Origin of the sequence: Microbacterium sp. NPDC028030 (genome assembly GCF_040637855.1) — a bacterium.
In the GTDB taxonomy this organism is placed as follows: domain Bacteria; phylum Actinomycetota; class Actinomycetes; order Actinomycetales; family Microbacteriaceae; genus Microbacterium.
Genome location: NZ_JBEZXF010000002.1, coordinates 244,697 through 271,616 on the forward strand (window position 1 = coordinate 244,697; position 26,920 = coordinate 271,616).

Annotated in this window: 25 protein-coding genes and 1 tRNA gene; 13 read left to right on the forward strand and 13 right to left on the reverse strand. The window is 68.2% G+C overall.

The genetic code is table 11. From position 1 onward, the window contains the following. Positions 1-19: 19 nt before the first annotated feature. Together recO and AB0E56_RS10005 are read left to right on the forward strand one after the other, a co-directional pair. Entirely contained in the window at positions 20-763 is a 744-nt protein-coding gene (gene recO, locus AB0E56_RS10000) for a DNA repair protein RecO (protein ID WP_359798595.1), read from the forward strand. After that, the gene (locus tag AB0E56_RS10005; RefSeq protein ID WP_359798597.1) at positions 760-1,563 is read left to right on the forward strand and encodes an isoprenyl transferase; all 804 of its coding nucleotides are present in this window, start codon (positions 760-762) and stop codon (positions 1,561-1,563) included. The genes recO and AB0E56_RS10005 overlap by 4 nt, the downstream gene beginning before the upstream one ends. On the opposite strand, the gene AB0E56_RS10010 is transcribed toward AB0E56_RS10005, so the two are convergent. Then, positions 1,503-2,114 carry an AAA family ATPase gene (locus AB0E56_RS10010; RefSeq protein WP_359798598.1) on the reverse strand — a complete coding sequence of 204 codons (612 nt, stop codon included), beginning with the start codon at positions 2,112-2,114 and terminating at the stop codon, positions 1,503-1,505. The two genes, AB0E56_RS10005 and AB0E56_RS10010, sit on opposite strands and share 61 nt — an antisense overlap. A gap of 68 nt (positions 2,115-2,182) precedes the next feature. On the opposite strand from AB0E56_RS10010, the gene AB0E56_RS10015 reads away from it, so the two are divergent. Further along, positions 2,183-2,866 carry a DsbA family oxidoreductase gene (locus AB0E56_RS10015; RefSeq protein WP_359798600.1) on the forward strand — a complete coding sequence of 228 codons (684 nt, stop codon included), beginning with the start codon at positions 2,183-2,185 and terminating at the stop codon, positions 2,864-2,866. Between the two features lie 69 nt (positions 2,867-2,935). Here the strand turns inward: AB0E56_RS10015 and AB0E56_RS10020 are convergent, their stop codons facing one another. Both AB0E56_RS10020 and AB0E56_RS10025 read right to left on the reverse strand, forming a co-directional pair. Further along, the gene (locus tag AB0E56_RS10020) at positions 2,936-4,132 is read right to left on the reverse strand and encodes a metallophosphoesterase family protein (RefSeq protein WP_359798602.1); all 1,197 of its coding nucleotides are present in this window, start codon (positions 4,130-4,132) and stop codon (positions 2,936-2,938) included. A 149-nt stretch (positions 4,133-4,281) separates the two neighbouring features. Further along, positions 4,282-4,776 carry a glutathione peroxidase gene (locus AB0E56_RS10025; protein ID WP_359798603.1) on the reverse strand — a complete coding sequence of 165 codons (495 nt, stop codon included), beginning with the start codon at positions 4,774-4,776 and terminating at the stop codon, positions 4,282-4,284. A 59-nt stretch (positions 4,777-4,835) separates the two neighbouring features. Between AB0E56_RS10025 and dusB the strand changes: the two genes are divergently transcribed. From dusB to AB0E56_RS10050, 5 genes are all read left to right on the forward strand, one after another. Then, a complete protein-coding gene (dusB, locus tag AB0E56_RS10030) occupies positions 4,836-5,990 on the forward strand; it encodes a tRNA dihydrouridine synthase DusB (RefSeq protein WP_359798605.1) in 1,155 nt (384 codons plus the stop codon). Continuing rightward, entirely contained in the window at positions 5,983-7,365 is a 1,383-nt protein-coding gene (locus tag AB0E56_RS10035) for a deoxyguanosinetriphosphate triphosphohydrolase (RefSeq protein ID WP_359798607.1), read from the forward strand. Before dusB ends, AB0E56_RS10035 begins: the two co-directional genes overlap by 8 nt. Beyond that, on the forward strand, positions 7,365-9,224 hold the full coding sequence (gene dnaG / locus AB0E56_RS10040) for a DNA primase (RefSeq protein ID WP_359798609.1): 1,860 nt from the start codon (positions 7,365-7,367) through the stop codon (positions 9,222-9,224). Before AB0E56_RS10035 ends, dnaG begins: the two co-directional genes overlap by 1 nt. 36 nt (positions 9,225-9,260) lie before the next feature. After that, positions 9,261-10,034: an ATP-binding cassette domain-containing protein gene (locus tag AB0E56_RS10045; protein WP_183150181.1), complete on the forward strand. Its 774-nt coding sequence runs from the start codon at positions 9,261-9,263 to the stop codon at positions 10,032-10,034. A 96-nt stretch (positions 10,035-10,130) separates the two neighbouring features. Beyond that, a tRNA-Asn gene (locus AB0E56_RS10050) sits at positions 10,131-10,206 on the forward strand. Between the two features lie 182 nt (positions 10,207-10,388). Here the strand turns inward: AB0E56_RS10050 and AB0E56_RS10055 are convergent. Together AB0E56_RS10055 and def are read right to left on the reverse strand one after the other, a co-directional pair. Beyond that, positions 10,389-10,895, reverse strand: a complete 507-nt coding sequence (locus tag AB0E56_RS10055; protein ID WP_359798611.1) for a hypothetical protein — start codon at positions 10,893-10,895, stop codon at positions 10,389-10,391. A 129-nt stretch (positions 10,896-11,024) separates the two neighbouring features. Next, positions 11,025-11,591, reverse strand: a complete 567-nt coding sequence (gene def, locus AB0E56_RS10060) for a peptide deformylase (RefSeq protein ID WP_359798613.1) — start codon at positions 11,589-11,591, stop codon at positions 11,025-11,027. 61 nt (positions 11,592-11,652) lie between these two features. Between def and AB0E56_RS10065 the strand changes: the two genes are divergently transcribed. Further along, positions 11,653-12,738, forward strand: a complete 1,086-nt coding sequence (locus AB0E56_RS10065) for a DMT family transporter (RefSeq protein ID WP_359800033.1) — start codon at positions 11,653-11,655, stop codon at positions 12,736-12,738. A gap of 31 nt (positions 12,739-12,769) precedes the next feature. Here the strand turns inward: AB0E56_RS10065 and pgl are convergent, their stop codons facing one another. Genes pgl through tkt form a run of 6 tightly spaced genes read right to left on the reverse strand, consistent with a single transcriptional unit; the run spans position 12,770 to position 20,883 of the window. Beyond that, entirely contained in the window at positions 12,770-13,549 is a 780-nt protein-coding gene (gene pgl / locus AB0E56_RS10070) for a 6-phosphogluconolactonase (RefSeq protein WP_359798615.1), read from the reverse strand. Between the two features lie 5 nt (positions 13,550-13,554). Continuing rightward, positions 13,555-14,490, reverse strand: a complete 936-nt coding sequence (locus AB0E56_RS10075) for a glucose-6-phosphate dehydrogenase assembly protein OpcA (protein ID WP_359798617.1) — start codon at positions 14,488-14,490, stop codon at positions 13,555-13,557. Then, positions 14,487-16,037, reverse strand: coding sequence for a glucose-6-phosphate dehydrogenase (gene zwf, locus AB0E56_RS10080; RefSeq protein WP_183150175.1), 1,551 nt, complete (start codon positions 16,035-16,037; stop codon positions 14,487-14,489). Before zwf ends, AB0E56_RS10075 begins: the two co-directional genes overlap by 4 nt. Before the next feature lie 21 nt (positions 16,038-16,058). Beyond that, complete coding sequence (locus tag AB0E56_RS10085) at positions 16,059-17,666, reverse strand: glucose-6-phosphate isomerase (RefSeq protein WP_359798619.1); 1,608 nt, start codon at positions 17,664-17,666, stop codon at positions 16,059-16,061. Beyond that, a complete protein-coding gene (tal, locus tag AB0E56_RS10090) occupies positions 17,663-18,775 on the reverse strand; it encodes a transaldolase (RefSeq protein ID WP_359798620.1) in 1,113 nt (370 codons plus the stop codon). The genes AB0E56_RS10085 and tal overlap by 4 nt, the downstream gene beginning before the upstream one ends. Further along, entirely contained in the window at positions 18,772-20,883 is a 2,112-nt protein-coding gene (tkt, locus tag AB0E56_RS10095; protein WP_359800034.1) for a transketolase, read from the reverse strand. Before tkt ends, tal begins: the two co-directional genes overlap by 4 nt. Positions 20,884-21,101: 218 nt before the next feature. Between tkt and AB0E56_RS10100 the strand changes: the two genes are divergently transcribed. Next, the gene (locus tag AB0E56_RS10100) at positions 21,102-22,007 is read left to right on the forward strand and encodes a heme o synthase (protein ID WP_359798621.1); all 906 of its coding nucleotides are present in this window, start codon (positions 21,102-21,104) and stop codon (positions 22,005-22,007) included. Positions 22,008-22,099: 92 nt separating this feature from the next. Here AB0E56_RS10100 and AB0E56_RS10105 read toward each other — a convergent pair whose 3' ends face one another. Next, positions 22,100-22,567 (reverse strand): hypothetical protein, encoded by a 468-nt coding sequence (locus AB0E56_RS10105; RefSeq protein ID WP_359798623.1) that lies wholly within the window; start codon positions 22,565-22,567, stop codon positions 22,100-22,102. A 64-nt stretch (positions 22,568-22,631) separates the two neighbouring features. Continuing rightward, positions 22,632-23,738: a COX15/CtaA family protein gene (locus tag AB0E56_RS10110; RefSeq protein ID WP_359798625.1), complete on the reverse strand. Its 1,107-nt coding sequence runs from the start codon at positions 23,736-23,738 to the stop codon at positions 22,632-22,634. A 233-nt stretch (positions 23,739-23,971) separates the two neighbouring features. Between AB0E56_RS10110 and sufB the strand changes: the two genes are divergently transcribed. Genes sufB through AB0E56_RS10125 form a run of 3 tightly spaced genes read left to right on the forward strand, consistent with a single transcriptional unit; the run spans position 23,972 to position 26,919 of the window. Then, positions 23,972-25,390: a Fe-S cluster assembly protein SufB gene (gene sufB / locus AB0E56_RS10115; RefSeq protein WP_136030161.1), complete on the forward strand. Its 1,419-nt coding sequence runs from the start codon at positions 23,972-23,974 to the stop codon at positions 25,388-25,390. Then, positions 25,391-26,596: a Fe-S cluster assembly protein SufD gene (sufD, locus tag AB0E56_RS10120; protein WP_359798627.1), complete on the forward strand. Its 1,206-nt coding sequence runs from the start codon at positions 25,391-25,393 to the stop codon at positions 26,594-26,596. Continuing rightward, positions 26,593-26,919: a non-heme iron oxygenase ferredoxin subunit gene (locus tag AB0E56_RS10125; protein ID WP_183150169.1), complete on the forward strand. Its 327-nt coding sequence runs from the start codon at positions 26,593-26,595 to the stop codon at positions 26,917-26,919. Before sufD ends, AB0E56_RS10125 begins: the two co-directional genes overlap by 4 nt. Position 26,920 lies beyond the last annotated feature (1 nt).

Genomic DNA, 26,920 nt, shown 5'->3' on the forward strand with positions numbered 1-26,920 from the left:
TACAGAGGATAATCGAGGGGTGCCCACCTACCGAGACGAAGCGGTGATCCTGCGCACTCACAAGCTCGGTGAGGCGGATCGCATCGTCACCATGCTCTCGCGGCGTCACGGGAAGGTGCGCGCGGTCGCGAAGGGCGTGCGGCGGACGTCGTCGAAGTTCGGGGCCAGGCTCGAGCCGTTCATGGTCGCCGACGTGCAGCTCTATCAGGGCCGCTCGCTCGACATCGTCCAGCAGGCCGAGTCGCTCGGCTCGTACGGCACCGACATCGCCTCGAACTACGACCGGTTCACGGCGGCGAACGCGATGGTCGAGACGGCGGATCGCCTGAGCGATGCGGAAGCGACACCGGATCAGTACCTGCTCCTCGTGGGTGGACTGCGCGCCCTGTCGCGCGGTGAGCACGTCGCGCGCAGCATCCTCGACTCGTATCTGCTGCGGGTCATGTCGCTGTCCGGATGGGCGCCGTCGCTCGACGAGTGCGCGCGGTGCGGCACCCCGGGTCCGCATTCGCGATTCGTCGCGCAGCTGGGCGGGTTGGTCTGCGAGAACTGCGCTCCCGCCGGAAGCCCCCGCGTCTCGGAGAAGACGCTGAGGCTGCTGCGTGCCCTGATCGCGGGGGAGTGGGACGTGATCGACGCGTCGCCTGCCGCCGACACCGCAGCGGCCTCCGGACTCGTCTCCGCCTATGCCCAGTGGCACATGGAGCGTGGCATCCGCTCGCTCGCCCATGTGTCGGACACCTCGTCGGAAGGACCACGGTGACCCCCAAGCCGTACACGCACAAGGACGCCGTGGCCTATCGCCCGCTCGACTGGACCGGTGTGCACCCGCCCGCGTTCCCGGCCGTGCCAGAGCATGTCGCGATCGTGATGGACGGCAACGGTCGCTGGGCCAACCGCCGGGGGCTGAGCCGCATCGAAGGGCACAAGGCGGGCGAAGAGGTGCTCCTCGACGTGGTCGCCGGCGCGATCCAGGCCGGGGTGAAGCACCTGTCGGTGTATGCGTTCTCCACGGAGAACTGGGCGCGGTCTCCCGAAGAGGTGCGCTTCCTCATGGGCTACAACCGCGACGTGCTCCATCGCCGTCGCGACCAGCTCAACGAGTGGGGCGTTCGCATCCGTTGGGCGGGCCGCAAGCCGCGGCTGTGGGGCAGCGTCATCAAAGAGCTGCAGTACGCCGAACAGCTCACCCGGGGCAACGACGTGCTCACGCTCACGATGTGCGTCAACTACGGTGGCCGCGTCGAGCTGGTCGACGCCATGCGTGCGATCGCGGCCGATGTCGCTGCCGGACGAGTGAAGCCGAAGGCGATCACCGAGAAGATGATCCGTCGGAATCTCTACGTGCCGGATATGCCCGACGTCGATCTGTTCCTGCGCAGTTCGGGGGAGCAGCGCACGTCGAACTTCCTGCTGTGGGAGTCCGCCTACGCCGAGATGGTCTTCCTCGACACACTCTGGCCCGACTTCTCGCGCGAGGAGCTGTGGCGCGCGATCGGCGTCTACCTTTCGCGTGACCGCCGCTTCGGCGGGGCGATCGACGCGCCGGACGCGTCCGCCTGACGCCGCAGCCAGCGCTCCGTCTCGCGAGGATGCCGAAGCCGCACGATGACGAGGTGCGGGAACTCGGCTTCGATCGCAGGGAAGTGCTCGGCCCATGTGTGCCGAGTGGCCGCCTGCCACGCCAGGATGTTCTGCTCGGGATCCCGACGGAGCATGTTCCACGGCCCCTTCTCGCGATTGCCGTTCCAGAGCTCGCGTCGAAGGATGCCCCGGGCGAGGGTGCGTCCGACCAGACGGCGGCGCACCACTGGGTAGGGGTAGTCCAGCCAGATCGCGAGTTGCGCGCGAGGCGCCAGGATCGCGTCGGTCCCCTTGCTGGTGTACTGCCACTCGGTCACCCAGCGCTCGTCCGCGGCGAATGCGCGCACGTCGTCGAGGAATCGGGGCCTCGGCGTCCAATCGGGCCCGTGGAACAACCCGTCGATCTCCACATGACGGAGTCCCGCCATCTGTCCGAGGCGACGGGCCAGCGTGGTCTTGCCCGACCCGGAGACGCCGGCCACCAGCACCCGCGACGGCACGAACGGCAGCGGGTCGTCGGCGGAGAGCATCCGAGCATCCTATCCGCGGGTCGGGGGAGCAGCGGAATAGCTCATAGGCGCATGCGGTTGGAGGAAGTGTGACTGAACCCATCTCCATCGACATCTGGTCCGACATCGCCTGCCCTTGGTGCTACATCGGCAAGCGCAACCTCGAGAAGGGTCTCGAAGCTGTCGCCGCCGACGACGACGCACCGCAGGTCAACATCACCTTCCATTCCTTCGAGCTCTCGCCCGATACTCCTGTCGACTTCGACGGCGACGAGATCGACTTCCTCGCTGGACACAAGGGCATGCCGCGGGAGCAGGTCGAGCAGATGCTGTCGAACGTGACGGGCATCGCCGCGAACGCCGGCCTCCAGTACCGCTTCGACCTGCTGAAGCACACCAACACGGTGAAGGCGCACGAGCTGCTGCACTTCGCCAAGGCCGAGGGCCTCCAGCACGAGATGGAGGAGCGGCTCATGTCCGCGTACTTCACCGAGGGCAAGCACGTCGGTCGCATCGACGACCTCGTCGAGCTCGCGACCGAGGTGGGGCTGGACGCCGACCGTGCCCGCGCGGCGCTCGAGAGCGAGCAGTACCTTCCCGCGGTGCGACAGGACCAGGCGCAGGCCCGCGCCTACGGCATCCAGGGCGTGCCGTTCTTCGTGGTGGACGGTCAGTACGGCATCAGCGGCGCGCAGCCGCCCGAGGCGTTCGAGAACGTGCTGCGCGACCTCTGGTCGAAGCGGAACGAGCCGCTCGAATCCGTCGAGGCCTGAGGCGAGCCGACCGGACGGACTGAGGACGGCAGAGCCCGATTCGGGTTCTGCCGTCCTCGGACTTTCGGCTCAGACCCGCTGCTGCCGCGGGCCGAGCGGCAGCGGCTCCATGGGCTGGTCGTTCGCGGTCAGATCGATGCCCAGTTCCCGCGCGTAGACCACGCGCGTCGCCATCGTCACCTCGTCGCCGGCTTCCGTCAGCTCGAAGACGCGGCCGCCGCGCATGCGGTTGCGCTCCGCACCGTCCAGGCCGTACGCGCCGAACCCGGTGCCGGGCGCGTAGCCGAGCTGGACGCCGTAGTAATCGCCGACGTAGTCGTTGATGTGATCATGGCCGACGAACACGCCCCTCACATCGCCGCGCTCGAGGATCGCGTTGAACATCCCCGAGTTGAACGGACCGGGGCATTCGTCCTCGTTGCGCTCTCCGACGATCCCGTGACGGGCTCGGCCGCGCGCGGCGTCGGCCTCGGTGCGCGTGTCCACGCCGCCCCACCACATGAAACGGTGCTCCCACAGCGCGATGTGCAGGAACATCAGGCCCGGAACCTTGCGGCCGCGGCGCTGCTCCAGGCGCTGGGACTGCTCGCGGTACCAGGCGACCTGGTCCATCCGCAGCCAGTCCCAGGCCGGGTAGCCCGAGAAGTCCTGGCCGCCGATCGCATCCGGCGCGTATCGGCCCGAGTCCATCAGCCACAGCGCGAACGCCTCGCGATTCTTCTTGGCCGACGACCCGATCGTGACGATCGTGTTGCTCGTACCGGTCACACCCCGCGTGTTCTCGGCGTTCACGTTGTACTCGTACGAGCGGTAGATCTTCAGCATCCCCGCCTCGTCCACGCCGGACTGCGGCAGCGAGTCCTCGTCGTGGTTGCCGTATGTGACCGCCCACGGGATGCGGCGGGACTCCATCGGCATGACGACGTTGTTGATCGCCTGCTTCACGGCCAGGCGGGTCTCGCACCCGCCGGTGATCACGTCGCCGTTGATGACCACGAAGTCGGGCTTCTCCTGGTCGAGCACCTTCTCCATCAGCTCGACGGTGCGCCGGTCGGTGAGCTCGTCGTCCTGGGTGTCGTTGAACTGCACCACCTTGAAGGTTCCGTCGGCGCGGAACCGCAGGCCGCGAGCCGCGCCGGCGGCCGAGGGCGACGCCGGGACATCCGCGGAGGCGGCGGCGGTGCCGAGGGGGAGAGCGGTGCCGAGAGCGCCAAGGGCTCCCGCAGTCAGGACGGTTCGGCGGCTTATCGGCAGTCGGTCGGGCATGCGTGGTCTCCTTCGTCTTCGGGCGATGATCGCCGCGGCGAGACTAGGGGCGCGCGATGACGGGGGAGGGACCGGGAGGTGAACGAGATCCCCGTCCGCCGGGCGATCAGCGGACGGTGAGGATGACGCGGAGGTGAACGGGCGGGGATCTAGCGGGGCAGCGCCGCCTCGATCGCGCTGACGATCTCAGGCGCGTCCGGTTTCTGCTTCGGCCGGAAGCGCAGGACGTCCCCGTCCGGCAGCACGAGGAACTTCTCGAAGTTCCACTCGACGCGACCGGCCTTCCCGCCGGCATCCGGGGTCTCCTTCAGCGCCTTGTAGAGCGCCGATGCGTTCTTGCCGTTGACCTTCACCTTGTCGTTCACGGGAAAGGTGACGCCGTAGGTCGTCGAGCAGAACTCGAGGATCTCTTCCACCGATCCGGGCTCCTGACCGAGGAACTGGTTGCACGGGAATCCGACGACCGTGAAGCCGCGGTCGCCGTACATCCGCTGCAACTCCTCGAGCTGCTCGTACTGCGGAGTCAGCCCGCACTTCGAGGCGACGTTCACCACCAGCACCACCTCGGCGCCGAGATCGTCGAGGGTCTTCTCCTCGCCCTTCGCATCGGTGAAGGGGATCGAACGGAGCGCGGCATCGGTCATACTCACAGCCTAAGTCGCCGCATGCCTCGTTGCTCTGCGTCTGGGAGAATGGAAGCGACATGACTCTCGCCACCGCCCCCGCCCGCCCTCTCCGCATCGGTCCGATCGCCCTCGACGTGCCGGTCGTCCTCGCGCCCATGGCCGGCATCACGAACACCGCCTTCCGGCGTCTGTGCCGGGAGTACGGCGCCGGGCTCTACGTGAGCGAGATGATCACCTCACGCGCTCTCGTCGAGCGGAACGAGACCACGATGCGCCTGATCCGCCATCATGAGTCCGAGACGCCACGGTCGATCCAGCTGTACGGCGTCGACCCCAAGACCATCGCCGAGGCCGTGCGCATCATCGTCGCCGAGGACCATGCCGACCACATCGACCTCAACTTCGGCTGCCCCGTGCCGAAGGTCACGCGCAAGGGCGGCGGGGCCGCGCTCCCGTGGAAGTCGAAGCTCTTCGCCGACATCGTCGATCAGGCGGTCAGGGCCGCGGGCGACATCCCGCTCACCGTGAAGATGCGAAAGGGCATCGACAAGGATCACCTGACGTTCCTCGATGCGGGTCGTGCCGCGGAGGACGCGGGGGCGGCGGCGGTGGCGCTGCACGCGCGCACGGCAGGCGAGTTCTACTCCGGGTTCGCGGACTGGAATGCGATCGGTGAACTCAAGCAGGCCGTCACGAGCATCCCGGTGCTGGGCAATGGCGACATCTGGTCGGCCGACGACGCCGTGCGCATGATGGCGCAGACCGACTGCGACGGTGTCGTGGTCGGACGCGGATGCCTCGGTCGCCCCTGGCTGTTCGGCGAGCTGGCCACCGCGTTCGGCGGCGAGGGCAAGACCGTCGACGCCACGCTCGGATTCGTCGCAGACGCCTTCCGGCGCCACGCCGAACTCCTCGTCGAGTTCTTCGAGGACGAGGACCGCGGATGCCGCGACATCCGCAAACACGTCTCCTGGTACTTCAAGGGATACCCGGTCGGCGGCGACATCCGCACCGGACTCGCGACCGCTTCCAGCCTTGCGGAGATCGACGACCTCCTCGGGCGACTCGATCACTCGGCGCCCTACCCGGGCGCCGACGCCGAAGGGCAGCGGGGCCGCTCGGGGCACCCCAAGCGCACGGCGCTTCCGGACAAGTGGCTGGAGTCGCGCGAGCTCGCCTCGTCGGCCTCCGAGATGATGCGTGGAGCGGAGATCGAGAACAGTGGTGGTTGACACGACGAACGCCGCACGCCGCGACGGCTACCACCCCCGAGACGCAGAGCGCTTCTTCGCCGAGACCCATCGATCAGAGCGCGATGACTTCGCCCGTGATCGTGCGCGCGTCCTGCACTCCGCCGCCCTCCGACGACTCGCGGCCAAGACGCAGGTGCTCAGCCCCGCCAGCACCGCGGATTTCGCCCGTAACCGTCTCACCCACTCGCTCGAGGTCGCCCAGGTCGGGCGAGAGCTCGCCACGGCGCTCGGCGTCTCGGCAGACGTCGTCGACACCGCCTGCCTCAGCCACGACCTCGGACATCCGCCGTTCGGACACAACGGTGAGCGCGCCCTCAACGAGTGGGCGGAGCACATCGGAGGGTTCGAGGGCAACGCACAGTCCCTGCGCATCCTCACCCGCCTCGAGGCGAAGGTGCTCGACGACCACGACCGCTCGGTGGGCCTGAACCTCACCCGCGCCAGTCTCGACGCGACCTGCAAGTACCCCTGGACCGTCGACAGCCCCGTGCCCGACCCCGGTGGACGACTCAAGTTCGGCGTGTATCCGGAGGACGAGGCGGTGTTCCGATGGATGCGCGAGGGTGCTCCTGGGCGGCTCCGCTGCATCGAGGCCGAGATCATGGATCTCTCGGACGACATCGCCTACTCGGTGCACGACTTCGAGGACGCGATCGTCAACGGCTACGTGGACGTCGCGCAGTTGGCGGACCCTCGTGCGCACGACGCGCTGGTCGGACGGATCCAGCAGTGGGTCGGCTACGACTTCACCCGTGACGAGCTCGCCGACGCGATGTACCGACTGGCGTCGCAGCCGATGTGGCTGGCGTCGTTCGACCGTTCGCGGCAGTCCCTCGCGCGACTGAAGAACCTGACGAGCGATCTGATCGGGCGTTTCGCGCGGGCCTCCGTGTCCGCCACCAGGGATGCCTACGGCGCGATGCCGCTCGTGCGGTACAACGCCCACGTCATCGTCCCGCGGGTGGTCGAGGTCGAGATCGCCGTGCTCAAGGGCATCATGGGTCAGGCCATCGTCACGATCGATGCGCGAAAGGGCGTGTACAAGGAGCAGCGCCGCGTGCTCAAGCGCCTCGCCGACGCGCTCTGGTCGACGGATGCCCTCTGGTCTGCGGGGTCCGACGTGCTCGAGCCCGCGTTCGCTGCGGACTTCGTCGACGCCGAGGACGATGCGCAACGCGCCAGGGTCGTGGTCGACCAGATCGCGAGTCTCACCGATCAGAGCGCCATCGACTGGCACAACAGACTGGTGGGGGAGATCGATCCGGCCGAGGTCGGCATCTGGACTCCGCGTCACGCGAGACCCGGCGCCCGCGCGCACGCCGAGAGGCGGCCCGTCGCCGAAGGAGCGCACTGATGCCGCGGATCCTGCAGGCCGATGTCGACGAGGTGAAGGCGCGCACGAACATCGCCGACATCATCGGCGAGCGTGTCGCGCTCAAGTCGGCCGGCGTGGGGTCCTTGAAGGGCCTGTGCCCGTTCCACGACGAGAAGAGCCCGAGCTTCCACGTGCGCCAGCAGGTGGGGTATTACCACTGCTTCGGCTGCGGTGAATCGGGCGACGTCTACTCGTTCCTGCGTGAGATGGATCATGTGAGCTTCACCGAGGCGGTCGAGCGTCTCGCCGGGCGCATCGGGTACACGCTCCACTACGAGGATGGCGGCTCGGCGCCGGAGACGAGTGGTCGGAGCCGCCTCTACGCCGCGAACACGGCGGCGGCGGAGTTCTTCCGTGCGCAGCTGCTCACCGCGGATGCCGAGGCAGGACGACGGTTCCTCGGGGAGCGCGGATTCGACGCGGGCGCCGCCGCGCACTTCGGGGTCGGGTTCGCGCCGCGGGGCTGGGACGGCATGCTCAAGGCGCTCTCGGCGCAGGGGTTCACCCGCGAGGAGCTCAGCACCGCTGGACTGGTGTCGACCGGGCAGCGGGGCGTCTACGACAGGTTCCGCGGACGGCTGGTGTGGCCGATCCGCGATGTGTCGGGCCAGACGATCGGCTTCGGCGCACGCAAGCTGTTCGACGACGACAACGGGCCCAAGTATCTGAACACCCCCGAGACGCCGATCTACAAGAAGGCACAGGTGCTGTACGGCCTCGACCTCGCCAAGCGCGACATCGCCCGCGGCGATCCCCGTCGCGTCGTCGTGGTCGAGGGATACACCGATGTGATGGCGTGTCACCTGGCGGGGCTCACGACCGCGATCGCGACGTGCGGCACCGCGTTCGGCACGGAGCACATCAAGGTGCTGCGCCGGGTGATGGGCGACGACAACGCCTCGGGTGAGGTCGTGTTCACGTTCGACGGGGACGAGGCCGGTCAGAAGGCCGCGCTGAGAGCCTTCACGGAGGACGACCGGTTCAACGCGCAGACCTTCGTCGCCGTCGCTCCCGACGGCCTCGACCCGTGCGACCTGCGTCTCCAGCGTGGAGACGCCGCCGTGCGCGGGCTCATGGACACCAAGCAGCCGATGTTCGAGTTCGCGATCGACCGCAAGCTGGGCGGGTTCGACCTGTCGACGGTCGAAGGGCGGGTCGGCGCACTCAGGGCCGCAGCACCCATCGTGGCCGAGATCCGTGACCAGCTTCTTCGTCCGGGATACGAGCGCGTGCTTGCGCGTCGGCTCGGCATGGACCCGACCGAGGTGCGCAGCGAGGTCGAGCGCGCGGCCAGGGGCGGGTCGACGGCGACGCACACGCGCCGCGAGGTGCCGCAGGTCGATCCGACGACGGGAGCGGCGGGGATCGCCCCCGTGACCCTGGCGAGCCTGCCGCGCAGCCCCGACATGGCGGTCGAGCGGGACGCCCTGATGGGGGCGCTGCAGTACGGGCATCAGGTCGACCAGGCCTTGCTCGACCGGGCTCTGGGCGCGCCCTTCCGCACCACAGGGCTGGAGGCGGTGCGTGAAGCGGTGGTCGGCGCCCCCGATCGCACGCGCGCAGGATGGGTCACAGACGCGGTCAACAGCGTCCGCGAGCCGTATCGCTCGCTTGCGGGAGAGCTCTTGATGACCCCGTTCCCCGCACGCGACGAGGAGCGCGCCGTCGCGACCGTCGCCGACCTCGCCCGTCGCCTCGTGCTGCGTCAGCTCGAGCACGAGAAACAGGAGCTCCTTGGCGCCGTGCAGCGTGTGCCGGCCGACTCCGACGGAGGACGGGCCCTGCGCATGCGGTTGCGCGACATCGATGCCGAGCGTCAGCGCTTAGCCGAGTCGTAACGCCGAGCGGCGGTGCGCAGAGGGCAGGATGGACACATGTCCCGCCGGCCCGAATCCCCGAACGCGATCGACTGCTCGGATCTGGTGATCGACCGGATCGGCCACGGAATGCCGACGCGGGCGGTCGACGGCGTCACGTTCTCCCTGGCCCCGGGGGAACTGATCTGCGTCGCGGGTCCGACCGGGTCGGGGAAGTCCACGCTGGTCGCAGCCCTGGCGGGATCGACGGATCCCTCCGTCAAGGTCGTCGGCGGCAGCGCGCAGGTGTGCGGCGTCGATGTCCGTCGGCCGGGGCGGAAGCACCGCATCCTCACGTACCGGACGGGTTTCGTGCCTCAGGGTGCGGGTGCGGACCTCCCGCCGCGTCTGACCGTGAACGAGGTAATCGCCGAGCCGATCCTGATGAGGGAGCGGAGGGTCAACACCAAGGCGCTCTCGATCCGCGTGGCCACCCTGTTGGATGAACTGCACCTGCCGCTGGGGACAGCGGCGAAGTTCCCGTACGAACTCAGTGCAGGCATGAGGCAACGAGTGGCGATCGCCCGCTCGTTCGTGCTCGAGCCGAAGGTGCTCATCGCCGACGAGGTGCTCGCGAACCTCGACCTCGAGGTCCGGCCCGTGGTGTTCGATGCGATCACCCGCCGCCGCAGGGAGCAGTCGATGGCGGCTCTGCTCGTCACGAACGACGCCGACTTCATCCGGGAGCTGAACGCCGAGACCCTGATGCTCCGCGGCGGACACGTCGTGGCGAGGGGCGTCGGTCGAGACCTGCTCTGGGTGCCCAATGCGGAGTCGGATTCGCGTCACTGATCTCGACACGCCCGACATCCGCGAAGGGTGCCACGGTGGCAAGAACTCCGTCCGGAGTTTGCTAAGCTTGTCGAGTTGCCCGCTCAGCGGACACATTCCTCGGTAGCTCAATTGGCAGAGCAGCCGGCTGTTAACCGGCAGGTTCTTGGTTCGAGTCCAAGCCGGGGAGCCAACGAGAAAAGCCCCCTCCTCGGAGGGGGCTTTTCTCGTCCCACGCACCGTGCGCCGTGCGCGAGTGTACGGCTTCGCGCCGAGCGAGCGGGGTCCTCGCGAGGAATACCCGTGCACTCGGCGCGAAGCCGTGCCGTCAGCGGAGGGGCGGGTCAGCGACACCCTCCATCGCGCTGGTCTCGATCAGCGCGCGACGCCCTTCAGCGAACCGGTGGTCTGTCCGGCCGGGTCCATGATGATGCACTGGATCACGCGGTCGTTGTTCTGCTCCCAGGACTCCTGACTGGGCGTGAGCGTGGTCACGTCGAAGGCGGAGTCCTGGTAGCTCACGCCGACGAACGCGGTGTACGCGTCACCGATGCAGCCTTCGGAGGCGGCGTCGATGTCGGCGTCGGAGAACTCGCCGTCCTCCATCGTGATCTCGTGGTAGACCTCCTGGTCGTGCGGCTCGGAGCACGGGAGGATGTCGGCGTCGGTGAGCATCCCCGAGCCCGTTTCGAGCATGCAGTCGCCGAGCTTGATCGAGAAGACGTCGACATTCGCGCTCACGGTGACCTGTCCGGTCTCCTCGTCGCGGTTCGCGTCGGCGGAGCCTCCGCCCAGGATCCCGTTCAGTGCGCTGCAGCCGCTCAAGGCGACCGAAAGCGCGGCCGCGGAGCCAGCCAGCATCAGGGCACGTCGAGTGCGCATCTTCATCATGGTGTGTTTCCCTCCCAGGTGTCACGGAGGCATGCGAAACGGCCCCCGCCGCGAACACGCTAGCGGGCGTCGAGTCTATGACGCAACTTGAAGGATGCTGTGGACCCGCTGAGAGTGCCGTCAGCCTTCGAGGTCGTCGACGCCGGGCATCCAACTCGCTCCCGGTCGGCCCCATCCGCGCTTGCGGGCGATCTTCTGCACCGTCTTCCAGTCGCCGTCGGACAGGCGGTCCACGTAGAGGATGCCGTCGAGGTGGTCGAACTCATGCTGCATGATCCGGGCGCGCCAGCCGTCGACGTCGATCGTCACCGGCTGCCCCTCGAGATCGGTCGCTGTCACGTGGACCCGCTCCGAGCGGCGCAGGGGAAATCGCTCGCCAGGGAACGAGAGGCAGCCTTCGGACTCCAGGTCGGGGTCGGGGTCGCCCGGCTCCAGCGGCGTCATCCAGAGCACCGGGTTGATGAGGACTCCACGCCATGGCTGGTCGTCGTCGTCCACGTACGCGTACGTGTAGATCCGCAGCGGGACGCCGACCTGCGGGGCCGCGAGCCCGACACCCGGCGCGGCGTCCATGGTCTCGAACATGTCGGCGACGAGGGCGCGGATCTCCTCCGTGACCTCTTCGACGGGAGAAGCGGGGGAGTGCAGGACGGGGTCGCCCATGATGCGAATCGGAAGTGCAGCCACGTCACAACCCTAGTCGGCGGCGGTCGCCGGGTAGGCTCTTAACGTGACTGCTGGGGTATGGATGAACGCGGTGGAGGATGTCGGCGACCAGCTCGTCGGCGCCTTCCAGAACCCCGGACTGCTGCTGGGCATCCCGCTCGCCCTCGCGGGAGCGGTCTTCATGTCCCTGGGAGCGCAGTACCAGCATCGAGGCGTCGAGAAAGTCGAACGCCTCAGCGGTGCCGACGGCGCGTCCGGTCTGAGCTTCGATCAGATCAAGCGCCTGCTCACCCGGCCTTCGTGGCTCCTCGGCACCCTCATGCTCGGACTCGCCGTGATCTGCCAGCTCGCCGCGCTGGTGAAGGCTCCGCTGATCGTCGTCCAGCCGCTCGGCGCGATCGCCCTCGTCATCACGACCCTCCTCAACGCCAGGGTCTCCGGGCACGCACCGACGCGGCAGTCTCTCACCGCCATAGTGTGCTGTGTCGGCGGCATCTTCCTGTTCGTGTTCTTCGCCGCGATCTATGCCACCGAGCAGGAGGTGACCGATCGCGAGCTCTTCGTGATCCTCGCGCTCCTGCTCGTCGTGATCATCATCCTGGGCGGCGGATGGCTGATCCTTCGGCACCGCATGCGTGCGCTGTTCTACGTGATCGGCGCGGGCGTCCTCTACGGCTTCGTCGCCACGCTGGCGAAGGTGGTCATCAAGCGCATCGAGGCAGGTCAGTTCGAGTGGATCACCGCGATCTGCGTGCTCGCGCTCCTCGCTGCGGCGTCCGTCGGCGGTTACTTCGTGCAGACCGCGTACAGCTCCGGCCCGCCCGACCTCGTCATCGCCGGACTCACGGTCGTCGACCCGCTCGTCGCCGTCCTGATCGGCATGGTCGTCCTCGGCGAAGCCGCTGCCGCTCCGCCGTGGGTGATGGTGATCTTCGCGGTCGCCGGCGCCATCGCGGTCTGGGGAGTGGTCGGGCTCGCCCGCTATCACCCGCAGGTGCTCAGTGAGAGCCAGGAGTTGGGTATCGAGCGGGGGAGCACGCCGACAGTGCAGGGAGAGACCGGCGCCGCGGCTGCACGGTCCACCGATGCCGGCGCAGCGGAGCGCTCCGAGGATCCCGAGGGACCGGGGACTCCTCCGTGGCGCGCGGGCTCCGGAGAACAGCCCTGAGCCGATCAGGGCTTCAGCAGACGCCGTCTGTTCAGTACGCCTGATCGATCAGGTCGGGCGAGACCTCTGATGCCGCGGCTTCGTCGACGAAGAACACCGTGCGCTTGCGGCCTTTCGCGCCCGCTGCGGGCACACTCGTATAGCTCGCCCCGGCGAGTGCGAGTCCGAGTGCGGACGCCTTGTCGGCACCTGTGAGCACGAGCCAGACGCGCTTCGATGCGTTGAGCACCGGCCGCGTGAGAGTGACGCGCTCCGGAGGCGGCTTCGGGGAGTCCCGCACGGCGAGCACGGCGGCGTCGGTGACGGTGACCTCCTCGCGGTCGGGGAACAGCGACGCGATGTGGCCGTCGGGGCCGACACCGAGGAAGCAGACCGCGAAAGACGGCCACGGGTGCTCGGTGGTACCGAACCGGGCGAGCTCTTCGGCGTAGGCCGCGGCCGACTCGTCGAGGGTCAACCCCGTCTCCGGCCCCGACACCTCGTGCACGTTCTCCGCAGGCACGGCGATGTGATCGAGAAGCGCCTGACGGGATTGCAGAGAGTTCCGGTCGTCGTCGTCGCGGGGGACGAACCGCTCGTCACCCCACCAGAAATGCACCAGTGACCAGTCGATGTCCGCCGCACGTGGGTCGTCTGCGGTCGCACGGAGCACCGCGCCACCCATGGAACCTCCGGTGAGGGCGATGTGCGCGAGTCGACCGTCGCGCGTGCGCGCGCGCACGCGCGACAGGAATCGATCGGCGACACGGTGGGCGAGAGCGGTAGGGGTGGCTTCCACCACGACCCGCTTCTCTGCGGACGATACCGACATCGATGTCACTCTCCAGTCTCGGGTGGACCCAGCTTCTCCCAGCCCTCGGTGATCACTCGACCGTACAGGACATCGGGGTCGAGTCTGCGCAGCTCCTCCGCGAGGCACTCGCGCAGCGTGCGCCTCGGCAGGTGCAGATCATGATTCGGCTGATCGGGCTGCGTGAGGATCGCGATGCCGGGTGAGGGGCGCTCGAGCGTGATGTCGCCCGACGCCCGAGTGAGCCGCACGGACTTGATGCCTTCCTGCCAGTGCTCAGGATCCTCGTACGACCAGTGCACGCGGACGCCGAGGGCCATCTGCAGCCATGCGGCGAGCAGCGCGGTCGACGGAGACGCGGAGCCGCCACGGACCTCCACTCCCGTGATGGGTTCGAAGGGTGGCTGGTCCAGCACCGCGGCGAGCTGCTCGCGCCAGTGCGTCAAGCGTGTCCAGGCGAGGTCGGTGTCCCCGGGCGCGTGGGTGCGACCGAGCAGCGCGAGTCGGTCGCGCACATCCGGCGATGTCGCGGCGTCGGTGATCCGGCGCTGGGCGATCCGTCCGAGTGGAGACGTCGCCGGCGAGGTCGGAGCCTCCTCCGGCCACCAGGCGACGACCGGAGCATCCGGCAGAAGCAGCCCGGTGATGAGGCTCTCCTCGTTGCTGGCGGCGTCTCCGTAGGCGCGCAGCACAACGACCTCGCTGGCGCCGGCGTCTCCGCCCACGCGGATCTGCGCGTCGAGGCGGGATTGCCCTTCGCCCGTGGTGATCACGATGACGCGCATGGGGTGTTCGCGGGAGGCGTCGTTGGCTGCGTCGATCGCGGCCTCGGCCACGCCGTTACGGGCGGCGATGACGAGCGTGAGCACGCGCCCGAGAGCTACCGCTCCGCCCTCTTCGCGCACCTTGACGAGCTGCTTGGCGACCTGACTGACCGTCGTGTCGGGAAGATCGATGATCACGGGCGTCTCCAGACTCGTCCGTCGCGGGCCAGCAGGTCGTCGGCGGATACCGGTCCCCACGAGCCCGGCGCGTACTGTTCCACCGGGCCGCCCACAGCCGCCCAGTACTTCTCGACCGGGTCGAGGATCTTCCAGGAGAGCTCGACCTCCTCGTGCCGTGGGAACAGCGGTGGATCGCCCAGGAGGACGTCGAGGATCAGACGCTCGTATGCCTCGGGGCTCGCCTCGGTGAAGGCGTGGCCGTAGCCGAAGTCCATCGTGACGTCGCGGACGTTCGTGCCGCTGCCCGGCACCTTCGAGCCGAAGCGGATCGTGACGCCCTCGTCGGGCTGCACCCGGATGACGAGTGCGTTCTGGCCGAGCTCCGAGGCGTTGCCACGCCCGAACAGATGCTGCGGTGCGCGCTTGAAGACCACGGCGATCTCGGTCACGCGGCGGCCGAGGCGCTTGCCGGTGCGCAGGTAGAACGGCACCCCGGCCCAGCGTCGGGTGTCGATCTCGAGCTTGATCGCGGCGTAGGTCTCGGTGGTCGACTCGGGGTTCATGCCCTCCTCGTCGAGGAAACCGGTGACCTTCTCGCCACCCTGCCAGCCGCCGGCGTACTGACCGCGAGCCGTCGCGATCGACAGGTCGTCCGGCACGTGCACCGCGGCCAGGACCTTCTCCTTTTCGGCGCGCAGGTGCTCGGCCGACAGGCTGATCGGCTCCTCCATGGCGGTGAGAGCGAGCAGCTGGAGCAGGTGGTTCTGGATCACGTCGCGCGCCGCACCGATGCCGTCGTAGTATCCGGCTCGTCCGCCCACACCGATGTCCTCGGCCATCGTGATCTGCACATGGTCGACGTAATTGCGGTTCCAGATCGGCTCGTACAGCTCGTTCGCGAAGCGCAGCGCCAGGATGTTCTGCACCGTCTCCTTGCCGAGGTAGTGGTCGATGCGGAAGATCGAGTCGGCGGGGAACGCCACTTCGAGTGCAGCGTTGAGAGCGCGCGCGGACTCGAGGTCGTGGCCGAAGGGCTTCTCGATGACGACGCGACGCCAGCGCTCGTCGTCGTCGCTGTCCTCGCCGACGAGACCCGAGTCTTTCAACTGCTTGGCGACGAGCGGGAAGTCCTTCGGCGGGATCGACAGGTAGAACGCGTGGTTTCCCATCGTGCCGCGCTCGACATCGAGCTTCTCGATCGTGTCGCGCAGCTTCCGGAACGAGTCGGGGTTGTCGAACTCGCCCGACACGAACCGGATGCCCTGCAGCAGCTGCGTCCACGTCTCCTCGCGGAAGGGCGTGCGGGCGTGCTGCTTGACCGCGTCGTAGACCACCTCGGCGAAGTCCTGGTCCTCCCAGTCGCGGCGGGCGAAACCGACCAGGGCGAACCCCGGGGGCAGCAGGCCGCGGTTGGCGAGGTCGTAGACCGCCGGCATGAGCTTCTTGCGCGACAGATCGCCGGTGACGCCGAAGATCACGAGGGCGCTGGGCCCCGCGATCCGGTTGAGGCGGCGATCGTCGGGGTCGCGCAGCGGGTTGTGCCCGCGCGAGATGGGAACAGACATCGGTGGGGGATTCTCCTGCTGTTACTTCTGTGCGGCTTCGAAGAGGGCGAGCACGTCGTCCGAGGACTCGGTGATCGTCAGCGAGACGACGGGTCGGCCGTGCTCGGCGAGCACAGCGGCATCGCCGGCGGCCTGAGCCTGGATGAGCTGGCCGAACGTGAAGGGGCGCTCCGGGATCTCGAGGTCGACCTCGGTGCGCTCGAGGATCTGCAGGAACACACCCTGCGCCGGACCGCCCTTGTGGTACTGACCGGTCGAGTGCAGGAATCGAGGACCCCATCCGAACGTGGTCGGGCGACCGGAGTCCGCCGCGACGAGTTCGCGCAGGCCCTGGAGCTGCGGCACCTCGAGACGGTTCACGTATGCCTGGATCGATACGTAGCCGTCGGTGGGGAGCTGCGCCCACAGGGCGTCGAGCACACCCTCCACGGTTCCGGACGCGGCGAGAGCCGGGTCCGAGACGCGCACCTCGACGCCGTTCTCGACGAAGGCCGGCGTGGTGGGCTCCGGGCGGGCGTCGAGAAGACCGCGCGCGGCGATCTTCGCCGACTCGACGTCGGGCTGGTCGAAGGGGTTGATCCGCAGCAGGTGCCCGGCGATCGCGGTGGCGTATTCCCACACGATGAACTGGGCCCCGAGTGTGCCGCTGACGAGGATCTCGCCCTCGTGGCGTTCGTGCAGATGGAACTCGTCGGCGTCGTCGACCAGTCGGACGACCTGGAGGTCGGCGGGCACAGCGTCGAGCTCGGGCGAGACGGGGAGCAGGACGACGGGGAGGATCCCGGTGCCCTCCTTGCCGGTCGACTCCGCGATCAGCTGCTCGATCCAGTCGGGCAGACCGTTGATGTGCGTGCCATCCGTGATGAGCCCCAGCTTGTCGCGCCGCGGCGTGGTCGCAGCGATCGCGGCGCCGAGGCGCAGCGCCGGGTTCTCGGCCGAGTCGACCGCGACCTCGAGCAGGGAGGCCTCAGCCTCGTTCAACAGTTCGTCGATGTCGACGCCGGCGAGCCCGGAGGGGACGAGACCGAAGGCCGTGAGCGCGGAGTATCGGCCCCCCACGTTCGGGTCGGCGTTGAAGACGCGGTATCCGGCCTCGCGCGCCGAGGCGTCGAGCGGGGAGCCGGGGTCGGTGACGACGACGATGCGCTCGGTCGGGTCGATTCCGAGGTCACGGAAGGCTGCCTCGAAGGTGCGGCGCTGGGAGTCGGTCTCCACGGTCGAGCCCGACTTCGACGACACGACGAGCACTGTGGCGTCGAGGCCCTCGTCGAGAGCGGCGAGGACCTGGCCGGGGGCCGTCGAATCGAGGATGGTGAGCGGCACGCCGGACGTCTGCGCGATGACCTCGGGGGCCAGAGAGGATCCTCCCATGCCGGCGAGCACCACGCGCGTGACGCCCTTCGCGTTCAGGTCGGCCCGCAGCGCGACGATGTCGTCGACGAGGGGGCGCGAGACCGAGACGGCCTCGACCCATCCAAGACGCACGGCGGCTTCGGCTTCGGCGTCAGGACCCCAGAGCGTGGAGTCGCCGCTGGTGATGCGAGAAGCCACGAGGTCATGCACCAGGGACGGGACGGTCTCGTCGATGGCGGCACGAGCGGCGCCGGAGGTGTGGATGGCGAAGGTCATCGCTGGGCCTCCAGCGCTTCGGACACCTGTCCGAGAAGGTCGTGCCAGGAATCGATGAACTTGGCGACGCCCTCCTCTTCGAGCACCTGGGTGACGTCGTCGAAGTCGATTCCAAGTTCCTTCAGCCCGGCGAACACCTCGCGGGCCTCGTCGTAACCGCCCGTGATCGTGTCTCCCGTCACGACGCCGTAGTCGAAGGTCGCCTCGAGCGTCTTCTCCGGCATCGTGTTGACGACGCCCTGCGCGACCAGCTCGGTCACGTACAGCGTGTCGGGGAGAGCCGGGTCCTTGACACCGGTCGACGCCCACAGTGGGCGCTGAAGGTTCGCGCCGACCTTGATCAGGTCCTGTGCGCGCTTCTCGGCGAACTTCTGCTCGAAGAGCTCGTACGCGAGGCGTGCGTTGGCGAGGCCGGCCTTGCTCTTGAGCGCGTTGGCCTCGGGAGTTCCGACGGCCGACAGGCGCTTGTCGGTCTCGGTGTCGACACGGGAGACGAAGAACGATGCGACCGAGTGGATGCTCGACAGGTCGAAGTCGCCGCTGTGCGCGCGCTCGAGGCCCGCCAGGTAGGCGTCGATCACGTCGGCATAGCGCTCCAGGCTGAAGATGAGCGTGACGTTGACGCTGATGCCGTTCGCGATCGCCTCGGTGATCGCGGGCAGGCCCGCCTTGGTCGCCGGGATCTTGACGAGCAGGTTGGGTCGATCGATCTTCGCCCACAGCTCCTTGGCCTGGGCGACGGTGCCCGCCGTGTCGTGCGCGAGGTCGGGGGAGACCTCGATCGAGACGCGGCCGTCGACGTGGTTCGACGCCTCCCAGACGGGGCGGAAGACGTCGAGCGCGGCCCGGACGTCCTGCGTCGTGGCGGCGAAGACGGCCTCTTCCGCTGAGGCTCCCGAGGCGGCGAGCTCAGACACCTGGGCGTCGTACGACGTGTCGTTCTTGTCGGTGATCGCGTTCGCGAAGATCGTCGGGTTCGTGGTGACACCCACGACGTTGCGCGACGCGATCAGCTCGGCGAGGTTGCCGGAGGAGATGCGGGTGCGGGAGAGATCGTCGAGCCAGATGCTGACACCTGCGGCGGCGAGCTGTTCGGTGGGGGTGCTCATGCGTTCTCCTTGGTGCTGTTGGCCGCGATGGTCTCGCGGGCGGCCGCGATGACGGCCTCGGTGGTGATGCCGAACTTCTCGAAGAGGGTCTTGTAGTCGGCGGAGGCGCCGAAGTGGTCGATGCCGACCGATCGGCCGCGGTCGCCGACGATGCCGCGCCACGTGAGCATGGAGCCCGCCTCGACGGAGACGCGCGCCGTGACGGACGCGGGCAGCACGCTCTCGCGGTAGGCCTCGTCCTGCTCGGCGAACCACTCGAGCGAGGGTGCGGAGACGACGCGGACGTTGACGCCCTCGGTGGCCAGCGCCGCGCGGGCGTCGACGGCGAGCTGCACCTCGGAGCCGGTGGCGACGATGATGACGTCGGGGGCGCCGTTCGGCGCCTCGGCCAGGACGTACGCGCCCTTGGCCGCGTTGTCGGCGGACGCGAACGTGTCGCCCGACGCCGCACCCTCGCCGCGCGCGAACACCGGGATGTTCTGACGGGTCAGGGCGATGCCTGCGGGACCCTCGTGTCGGCGGAGGATCTCCAGCCACACAGCGGCGGTCTCGTTCGCATCAGCCGGCCGGACGACCGTGAAGTTCGGGATCGCTCGGAGCGTCGCGAGCTGCTCGACCGGCTGGTGGGTCGGGCCGTCTTCACCGAGCGCGACCGAGTCGTGCGTCCAGACGAAGATGCTCGGCACGTTCATCAGCGCGGCCAGGCGCACCGAGGGGCGCATGTAGTCGCTGAAGATGAGGAAGGTGCCGCCGAAGGCGCGCGTCGGACCGTGCAGGACGATGCCGTTGATGATCGCGCCCATGGCGTGCTCGCGGATGCCGAAGTGCAGCACGCGACCGTAGGGGTTGCCCGACCACTCGTGGGTTGACCACTCGGCAGGGATGAACGACGGGGCGTCCTTGATGGTGGTGAGGTTCGACTCGGCGAGGTCGGCCGAGCCGCCCCACAGCTCCGGCAGCTCTGCGGCGAGGGCGTTGATGACCTGGCCGGATGCGGCGCGGGTCGACACGTCCTTGCCGGCTTCGAACACGGGCAGGGCGCTCGAGATGTCGGAGGGGAGCTCGTGTGCCTCGATGCGGTCGAGGAGCTCCTTCTTCTCCGGGTTCGCCGCGGCCCAGGCGTCGAATGACTCCTGCCACGCTGCACGGGTCTCGGCGGCGCGAGCGGCCAGTCCGCGGGTGCGCTCGAGCACGTCGTCCGCGACCACGAAGGTCTGCTCCGGGTCGAAACCGAGGACCTTCTTCGTGGCCGCGAGCTCGTCGGCGCCGAGGGCGGAGCCGTGGATCTTGCCCGAGTTCTGCTTTCCGGGCGACGGCCATCCGATGATGGTCTTGAGGATGATCAGCGACGGCTTCGACGTCTCGCTCTTGGCGGCTTCGATCGCGGCGTGAAGTTCGGCGACGTCTTCGACGTACTCGCCCGTCTTCTTCCAGTCGACGACCTGCACCTGCCAGCCGTACGACTCGTAGCGCTTCGCGACGTCTTCGGTGAAGGCGACGTTCGTGTCGTCCTCGATCGAGATCTGGTTGGAGTCGTAGATCGCGATGAGGTTGCCGAGCTGCTGGTGACCCGCGAGCGAGGAGGCCTCGCTCGTCACGCCCTCCTGGAGGTCTCCGTCGCCGGCGATCACGTACACGAAGTGGTCGAACGGGCTGGTGCCCGCGGCGGCGTCGGGGTCGAACAGGCCCCGCTCGTAGCGCGCGGCGTACGCGAAGCCCACGGCGGAGGCGAGTCCCTGACCGAGCGGGCCCGTGGTGATCTCGACCCCCTTGGTGTGACCGTACTCCGGGTGGCCCGGGGTCTTCGAGCCCCAGGTGCGCAGCGACTTCAGGTCGTCGAGCTCGAGTCCGAAGCCGCCGAGGTAGAGCTCGACGTACTGCGTCAGCGAGGAGTGACCGGCAGAGAGGATGAAGCGGTCGCGGCCGAGCCAGTCGACATCCGTCGGGTCATGCCGGAGCACGCGCTGGTAGAGGAGGTACGCGGCAGGAGCGAGGCTCATGGCCGTGCCGGGGTGACCGTTGCCGACCTTCTCCACGGCGTCAGCCGCCAGGATTCGAGCGGTGTCCACCGCGCGTCGATCGATCTCATCCCACTGCAATTCCGACACGTTCATGCCCTTTCCGACAGTTTCGAGGGCGCCCGTATTCCCTGGCGCATCCGCATCATCACGGAGTGGTGTGCACATCGCCGGGCGCGAGTGTTTTCAGCATAGCGGTGACGTGAGATGCGCTACGCGGGCCCGCGAGCCGGATCCCGTCATCCGGTGTCATACACTGGAGAGGTTGTCCGGTCACACGTGCGGAGGAGGCGATCGAGATCTCGACGATGTCTGATCAGACCGTGAGGGAGTCGTCCATCGGTCGCACGGTGAAGGCGTATGTCACGCTCACCAAGCCCCGTGTCCTCGAGCTGCTGCTCGTCTCCACCGTTCCCGTGATGTTCCTCGCGCAGGGCGGGCTCCCGAACCTGTGGCTCGTGCTCGCGACCGTGATCGGCGGCTCGCTGAGCGCCGGGTCCGCCGCGGCGTTCAACATGTACCTTGACCGCGACATCGATGCGCACATGCACCGCACCGAGAACCGGCCGCTCGTCACGGGCGAGGTCAGCCCGCGCGGCGCACTGATCTTCTCGTGGACGCTCGCGATCGCCTCGACGGTGTGGCTCCTCGCCACGACCAACTGGCTCACGGCGGCGCTCTCCGCGACGGCCATTTTCTTCTACGTCGTCATCTACACGATGATCCTCAAGCGCCGTACGGAGCAGAACATCATCTGGGGTGGCATCGCCGGATGCTTCCCCGTGCTGATCGGCTGGTCCGCCGTCACCGGTTCGCTCGACTGGCCCGCATTCATCCTGTTCCTGCTCGTGTTCCTCTGGACGCCGCCGCACTACTGGCCGCTGTCGATGAAGTACAAGGACGACTACGAAGACGTGGACGTCCCGATGCTGGGTGTCACGCGAAACGCGTCACAGGTCGGTCTCCAGGTCATCCTCTACGCGTGGGCCACGGTCGCCTGCTCGCTGCTTCTCGTCCCGATCGCCGGCATGGGCCTCGTGTACACCGTCTCTGCGGCGGTGTTCGGCGGATGGTTCATCTACGAGTCTCACCGGCTGTACAACCGGGCCGTGCACGGGACGGAGCCACGCCCGATGCGCGTGTTCCACGCGTCGATCACCTACCTGACGCTGATCTTCGTCGCCGTGGCGATCGACCCGCTGCTGCCGTTCTGACTTCCACTCCGGTGTGACGACCGAGGCGGCGCCGATCTCTCGGCGCCGCCTCGGTCTCGTTCTCAGAGTTGCGGTCTTGCGTGCGGTCCGGTTCAGCGCGTGAGGGGCTGTTCCGACGACGAGCCGTCCTCAGGGGAGTCGTCGGCCGGGGACGCGTCCGCGCCGGTACGGGGTGCGTCCGCCACGGTGTCGGCGGTGTCCGCGATGGTCGCGCCGGTGGTCGAGGTCGGAGCCGCCACGGCGGCCTGATCCTCGGACGGCGGGGTCGTCCAGTCGATCGCCTCGACGACCGCCGGGGCAGGCGCCGGGACGAGGGAACGCGCAGCGACGAGTCCGAGGGTCAGCAGGATGCCGACGACTCCGGCGGCGAGGACTCCGGCGCCCACGACGACCAGCGACTGACCGACGTACACCTCGACGCCGGTGGCCGTGCCGTCGAGAAGGGTCGTCGTCATCGTCCCGATCTGACCGGAGATGAGCCATCCGCCGACCGCCGTCGTGGCGAGGGACACGACCAGGAGGAGCCAGAATCCGATGCTGCGTGAGAGTGACTTGTTCATGCCCCCACTATCGCGGCGGCGCCGGTGAGTCTGCGATGTGCGAGCTATGGATCGACTGTGGACGTCATCCGTCGGTGCGTGCCGGGCGCTTCAGGTGCAGCACGACCACCGTGTAGGCCGCCGCCGAGAGCGACGCCAGCACCATGTGGATGCCCACCAGCAGGGGCGGCAGTCCTTCGCGTGCCTGCCAGACCCCGACGCCGACCTGCACGAGGATCGCGATGACCAGGACCAGCAGCCACCGCCTCGGCTCCAGGCGCAGCACCCAGGCGGACACCGTCAGGAACAGGACGAGTGCGGCGAGCACGTATCCCGGCCAGGAGTGCACGTGAGCCAGCACGGTCGCGTCGAATCCGTGCCGCAGCACATCGGCGTCTCCGGAGTGCGGGCCGGATCCCGTCGTCAGGACACCGAACACGATGGTCACCGCCAGCGCGAGGCCCGTGACATGCGTGACCGCTGCGAACCAGGAGGGGACGGCGCTCTCTCGAGGACCGGGGACGGCCTTCAGCCGGACCAGGAACGCCGCGGTGACGCAGACGAGGAGAAGGGACGACGTGTAGTGGAATCCCACGATGAAGGGGTTGAGGCCGGTGAGGACGGTGATGCCCCCGACGAGTGCCTGCGCGACGACGCCGATCAGCACGAGCCACGCGAGCAGCACCAGGTCGCGACGAGTCGGGGTCGTTCGTACGGAGTGCACCGCCGCTGCGATCACCGCGATGAGGAGCACACCGAGCGCGATGGGCGAGGCAGGGAAGTGGAACGGCGTCGCGATGGCGAAGGCGACACCGGCGGCGATGATCCCGAACAGGGCATACCAGAGCGCCGTCTTGAGCGCCCGTGCGCCGCTGATGGTGTGCAGGACAAGCAGCACGACGACGAGGGCGATGATGCCGACCACGCCCGTCATCAGTCGATTCCCGAACTCGATGAGTCCGTGGACGCCCTGCACTTCGAGGATCGGCACGAGGGACTCCGGCGTGCACAGCGGCCAGTCGGAGCAGCCGAGTCCCGAGCCGGTGAGGCGTACGGCGCCGCCCGTGCCGATGATGATGGTCTCGCTGACGAACGAGAGCCACGCGAACACCGTCAACGCGCGGCCCCACACCGCGGAGCGAGGCGGAACCGCTCGCGTCGTCGAGGAGGCGGGCATCGTCGTATCGGTCATGTGTCCTCCGGACCGCACGCGAACGGGCGGGCATGGCCCGTCTGGCAGGCGGAACCTGTAGAATCGGATTGTTGCGATGAGCGCTGACCGCGCTGAAGCATCGTCAACAGTTTAGGCGCGATGGAAGCGCCAGTGATGAGGGCCCACCAACGGCACCCGCTCCCGCAGACTCGACGGGGATCAGGTGTGTCGGGGCGGATGACACCGTTTGGGACCTGTGAGGAGAGTGTTGGATGTCGGATGTGCTGATCGACCGCCCGGAGCTTGACGGACTGGGGGTGTACGAGTTCGGCTGGCACGACGAGGACGCTGCGGGTGCCGTCGCGAAGCGCGGGATCTCAGAAGAGGTCGTCCGCGGGATCTCGGCTCTCAAGAACGAACCCGAGTGGATGCTGAAGACCCGCCTGAAGGGCTATCAGCTCTTCGGCCGCAAGCCGATGCCGACCTGGGGTGCCGACCTCAGCGACATCGACTTCGACAACATCAAATACTTCGTCCGCTCCACCGAGAAGCAGGCGCAGAGCTGGGAAGACCTCCCCGAGGAGATCCGCGAGACCTACGAGCGCCTGGGCATCCCCGAGGCCGAGCGTCAGCGCCTCGTCGCGGGCGTCGCCGCGCAGTACGAGTCCGAGGTCGTCTACCACCAGATCCGCGAGGACCTGGAGGCGCAGGGCGTCATCTTCATGGACACCGACACCGCGCTCCGCGAGCACCCGGAGTTCTTCGAGGAGTACTTCGGCACGGTCATCCCCGCCGGTGACAACAAGTTCGCCGCGCTGAACACCGCCGTCTGGTCGGGCGGCTCCTTCGTCTACGTCCCCAAGGGCGTGCACGTCGAGATCCCGCTACAGGCCTACTTCCGCATCAACACCGAGAACATGGGGCAGTTCGAGCGGACCCTGATCATCGCCGACGAGGACAGCTACGTCCACTACATCGAAGGCTGCACGGCCCCGATCTACAAGTCGGACTCCCTGCACTCGGCCGTGGTCGAGATCATCGTGAAGAAGAACGCCCGCGTGCGGTACACGACGATCCAGAACTGGTCGAACAACGTCTACAACCTGGTCACCAAGCGCGCCGTGGCGCACGAGGGCGCGACCATGGAGTGGGTCGACGGCAACATCGGCTCCAAGGTTACGATGAAGTACCCGTCGATCTACCTGATGGGCGAGCACGCCAAGGGTGAGACGCTGTCCGTCGCCTTCGCCGGTCCTGGTCAGCACCAGGACGCCGGAGCGAAGATGATCCACATGGCGCCGTACACGCAGTCGTCGATCGTCTCGAAGTCGATCGCCCGCGGCGGAGGCCGTGCCGGTTACCGCGGCGAAGTCCGCGTCGATGCCAATGCGCACCACTCCGCGAACACGGTGCGCTGTGACGCGCTCCTCGTCGACACCAAGTCCCGCTCCGACACGTATCCTGCGATCGACATCCGCGTCGACGACGTGCAGCTCGGCCACGAGGCCACGGTCTCGAAGGTGAGCGAGGAGCAGCTGTTCTACCTGCAGTCCCGCGGCATGCCGGAGGACGAGGCGATGGCGATGATCGTGCGCGGCTTCATCGAGCCGATCGCACGGGAACTGCCCATGGAGTACGCGATGGAACTGAACAAGCTCATCGAGATGGGCATGGAAGGATCGGTCGGCTAAATGGCGGCCTCGACGACCGCGCCCAGCGAGGCGCAGCACACGAACGCGCACATCGACCCGGCAGCCCAGGTGGCCGATGCCGGATTCGTCCCGGTGCAGACCCGCTCCGAGCGTCCGCACTCCTTCGATCCGGCGGACTTCGGCTCGCCCACCGGCCGCGAGGTCAACTGGAAGCACACTCCGGTCGCCCAGCTCGCGCCGCTGTTCACCATCGCCACGGCGAACGACGGCGTGGACGTGACCTTCGTCTCCGGCGGAGAGTACGCCGCCTCCGGGCTGAAGGCCGGTGACGCCCCACGAGGAGAGGTCTTCCTCGCGGAGGACGTCACCGCAGCAGTGGCCTGGCAGGGGAGCACCGACGCGCTGCACGTGCGCATCCCGCGCGAGGAAGAGGTCGCAGAGCCGATCCTCGTCGCCCTCACCGGTCTGGGCTCCGATCGTCGCGCGGATGCGCACATCGTGATCGAGGCGCTGGAGCACAGCGCGGCGACCGTCGTGCTGCAGCACAAGGGATCCGCTCAGTACGCACAGAACGTCGAGATCATCGTCCGCGACGGCGCGAAGCTCACCGTCGTGTCGGTCCAGCAGTGGGACGACGATGCCGTGCATGCCGCGGCGCACCAGGCCCGCGTCGGTGCCGATGCCACCCTCAAGCACTTCGTGGTCAGCTTCGGTGGCGGCGTCGTGCGCGTGAACCCCAGCGTGGAGCTCGCGGGCTCCGGGTCGGAGGGCTACCTCTACGGGCTGTCGTACGCGGACGCCGGGCAGCACCTCGAGAGCCAGGTGTACCTGCACCACAAGGGGCCGCACACCAAGGGCGACGTGCTGTACAAGGGGGCGCTGCAGGGTCAGAGCGCCCACAGCGTCTGGATCGGCGACGTGCTGATCGGCGCCGACGCCACGGGAACCGACTCCTACGAGGCGAACCGCAACCTGGTGCTCACAGAGGGCGCACGCGCCGACTCCATCCCGAACCTCGAGATCGAGACGGGCGACATCCTCGGTGCGGGGCACGCGAGCGCCACCGGTCGTTTCGACGACGAGCAGCTCTTCTACCTGCAGGCCCGCGGTATCACCGAGGAAGAGGCCCGACGCCTGGTCGTGCTCGGATTCCTCACCGACATCGTGCAGCGCCTCGGCATCCCCGCCCTCGAGACCGAGCTGCTGGCGGCCATCGAGACGGAGCTCGCCGAGGTGAGCGCATGACCGCGGAGCGCGTCTGCGGCGTCGCCGACCTCGAGCAGGACACACCCCTGCGCGTGGAGCCGAGCGGAGTGCCCATCACCGTGATCAAGGACGGGGAAGGTGTGATCCACGCGATCGGCGACACCTGCACGCACGGTGACATCTCGCTGTCCGAGGGCTTCGTGGAAGGCGACACGGTGGAGTGCTGGGCGCACGGCTCCGCCTTCTCCTTGCTCACCGGCAAGCCCCAGAATCTCCCCGCATATGAGCCCGTTCCGGTCTACGTCGTCCAGATCGACGGCGACGACGTGCTCATCGATCCGACTGTGATTAAGGAAGTCTGAA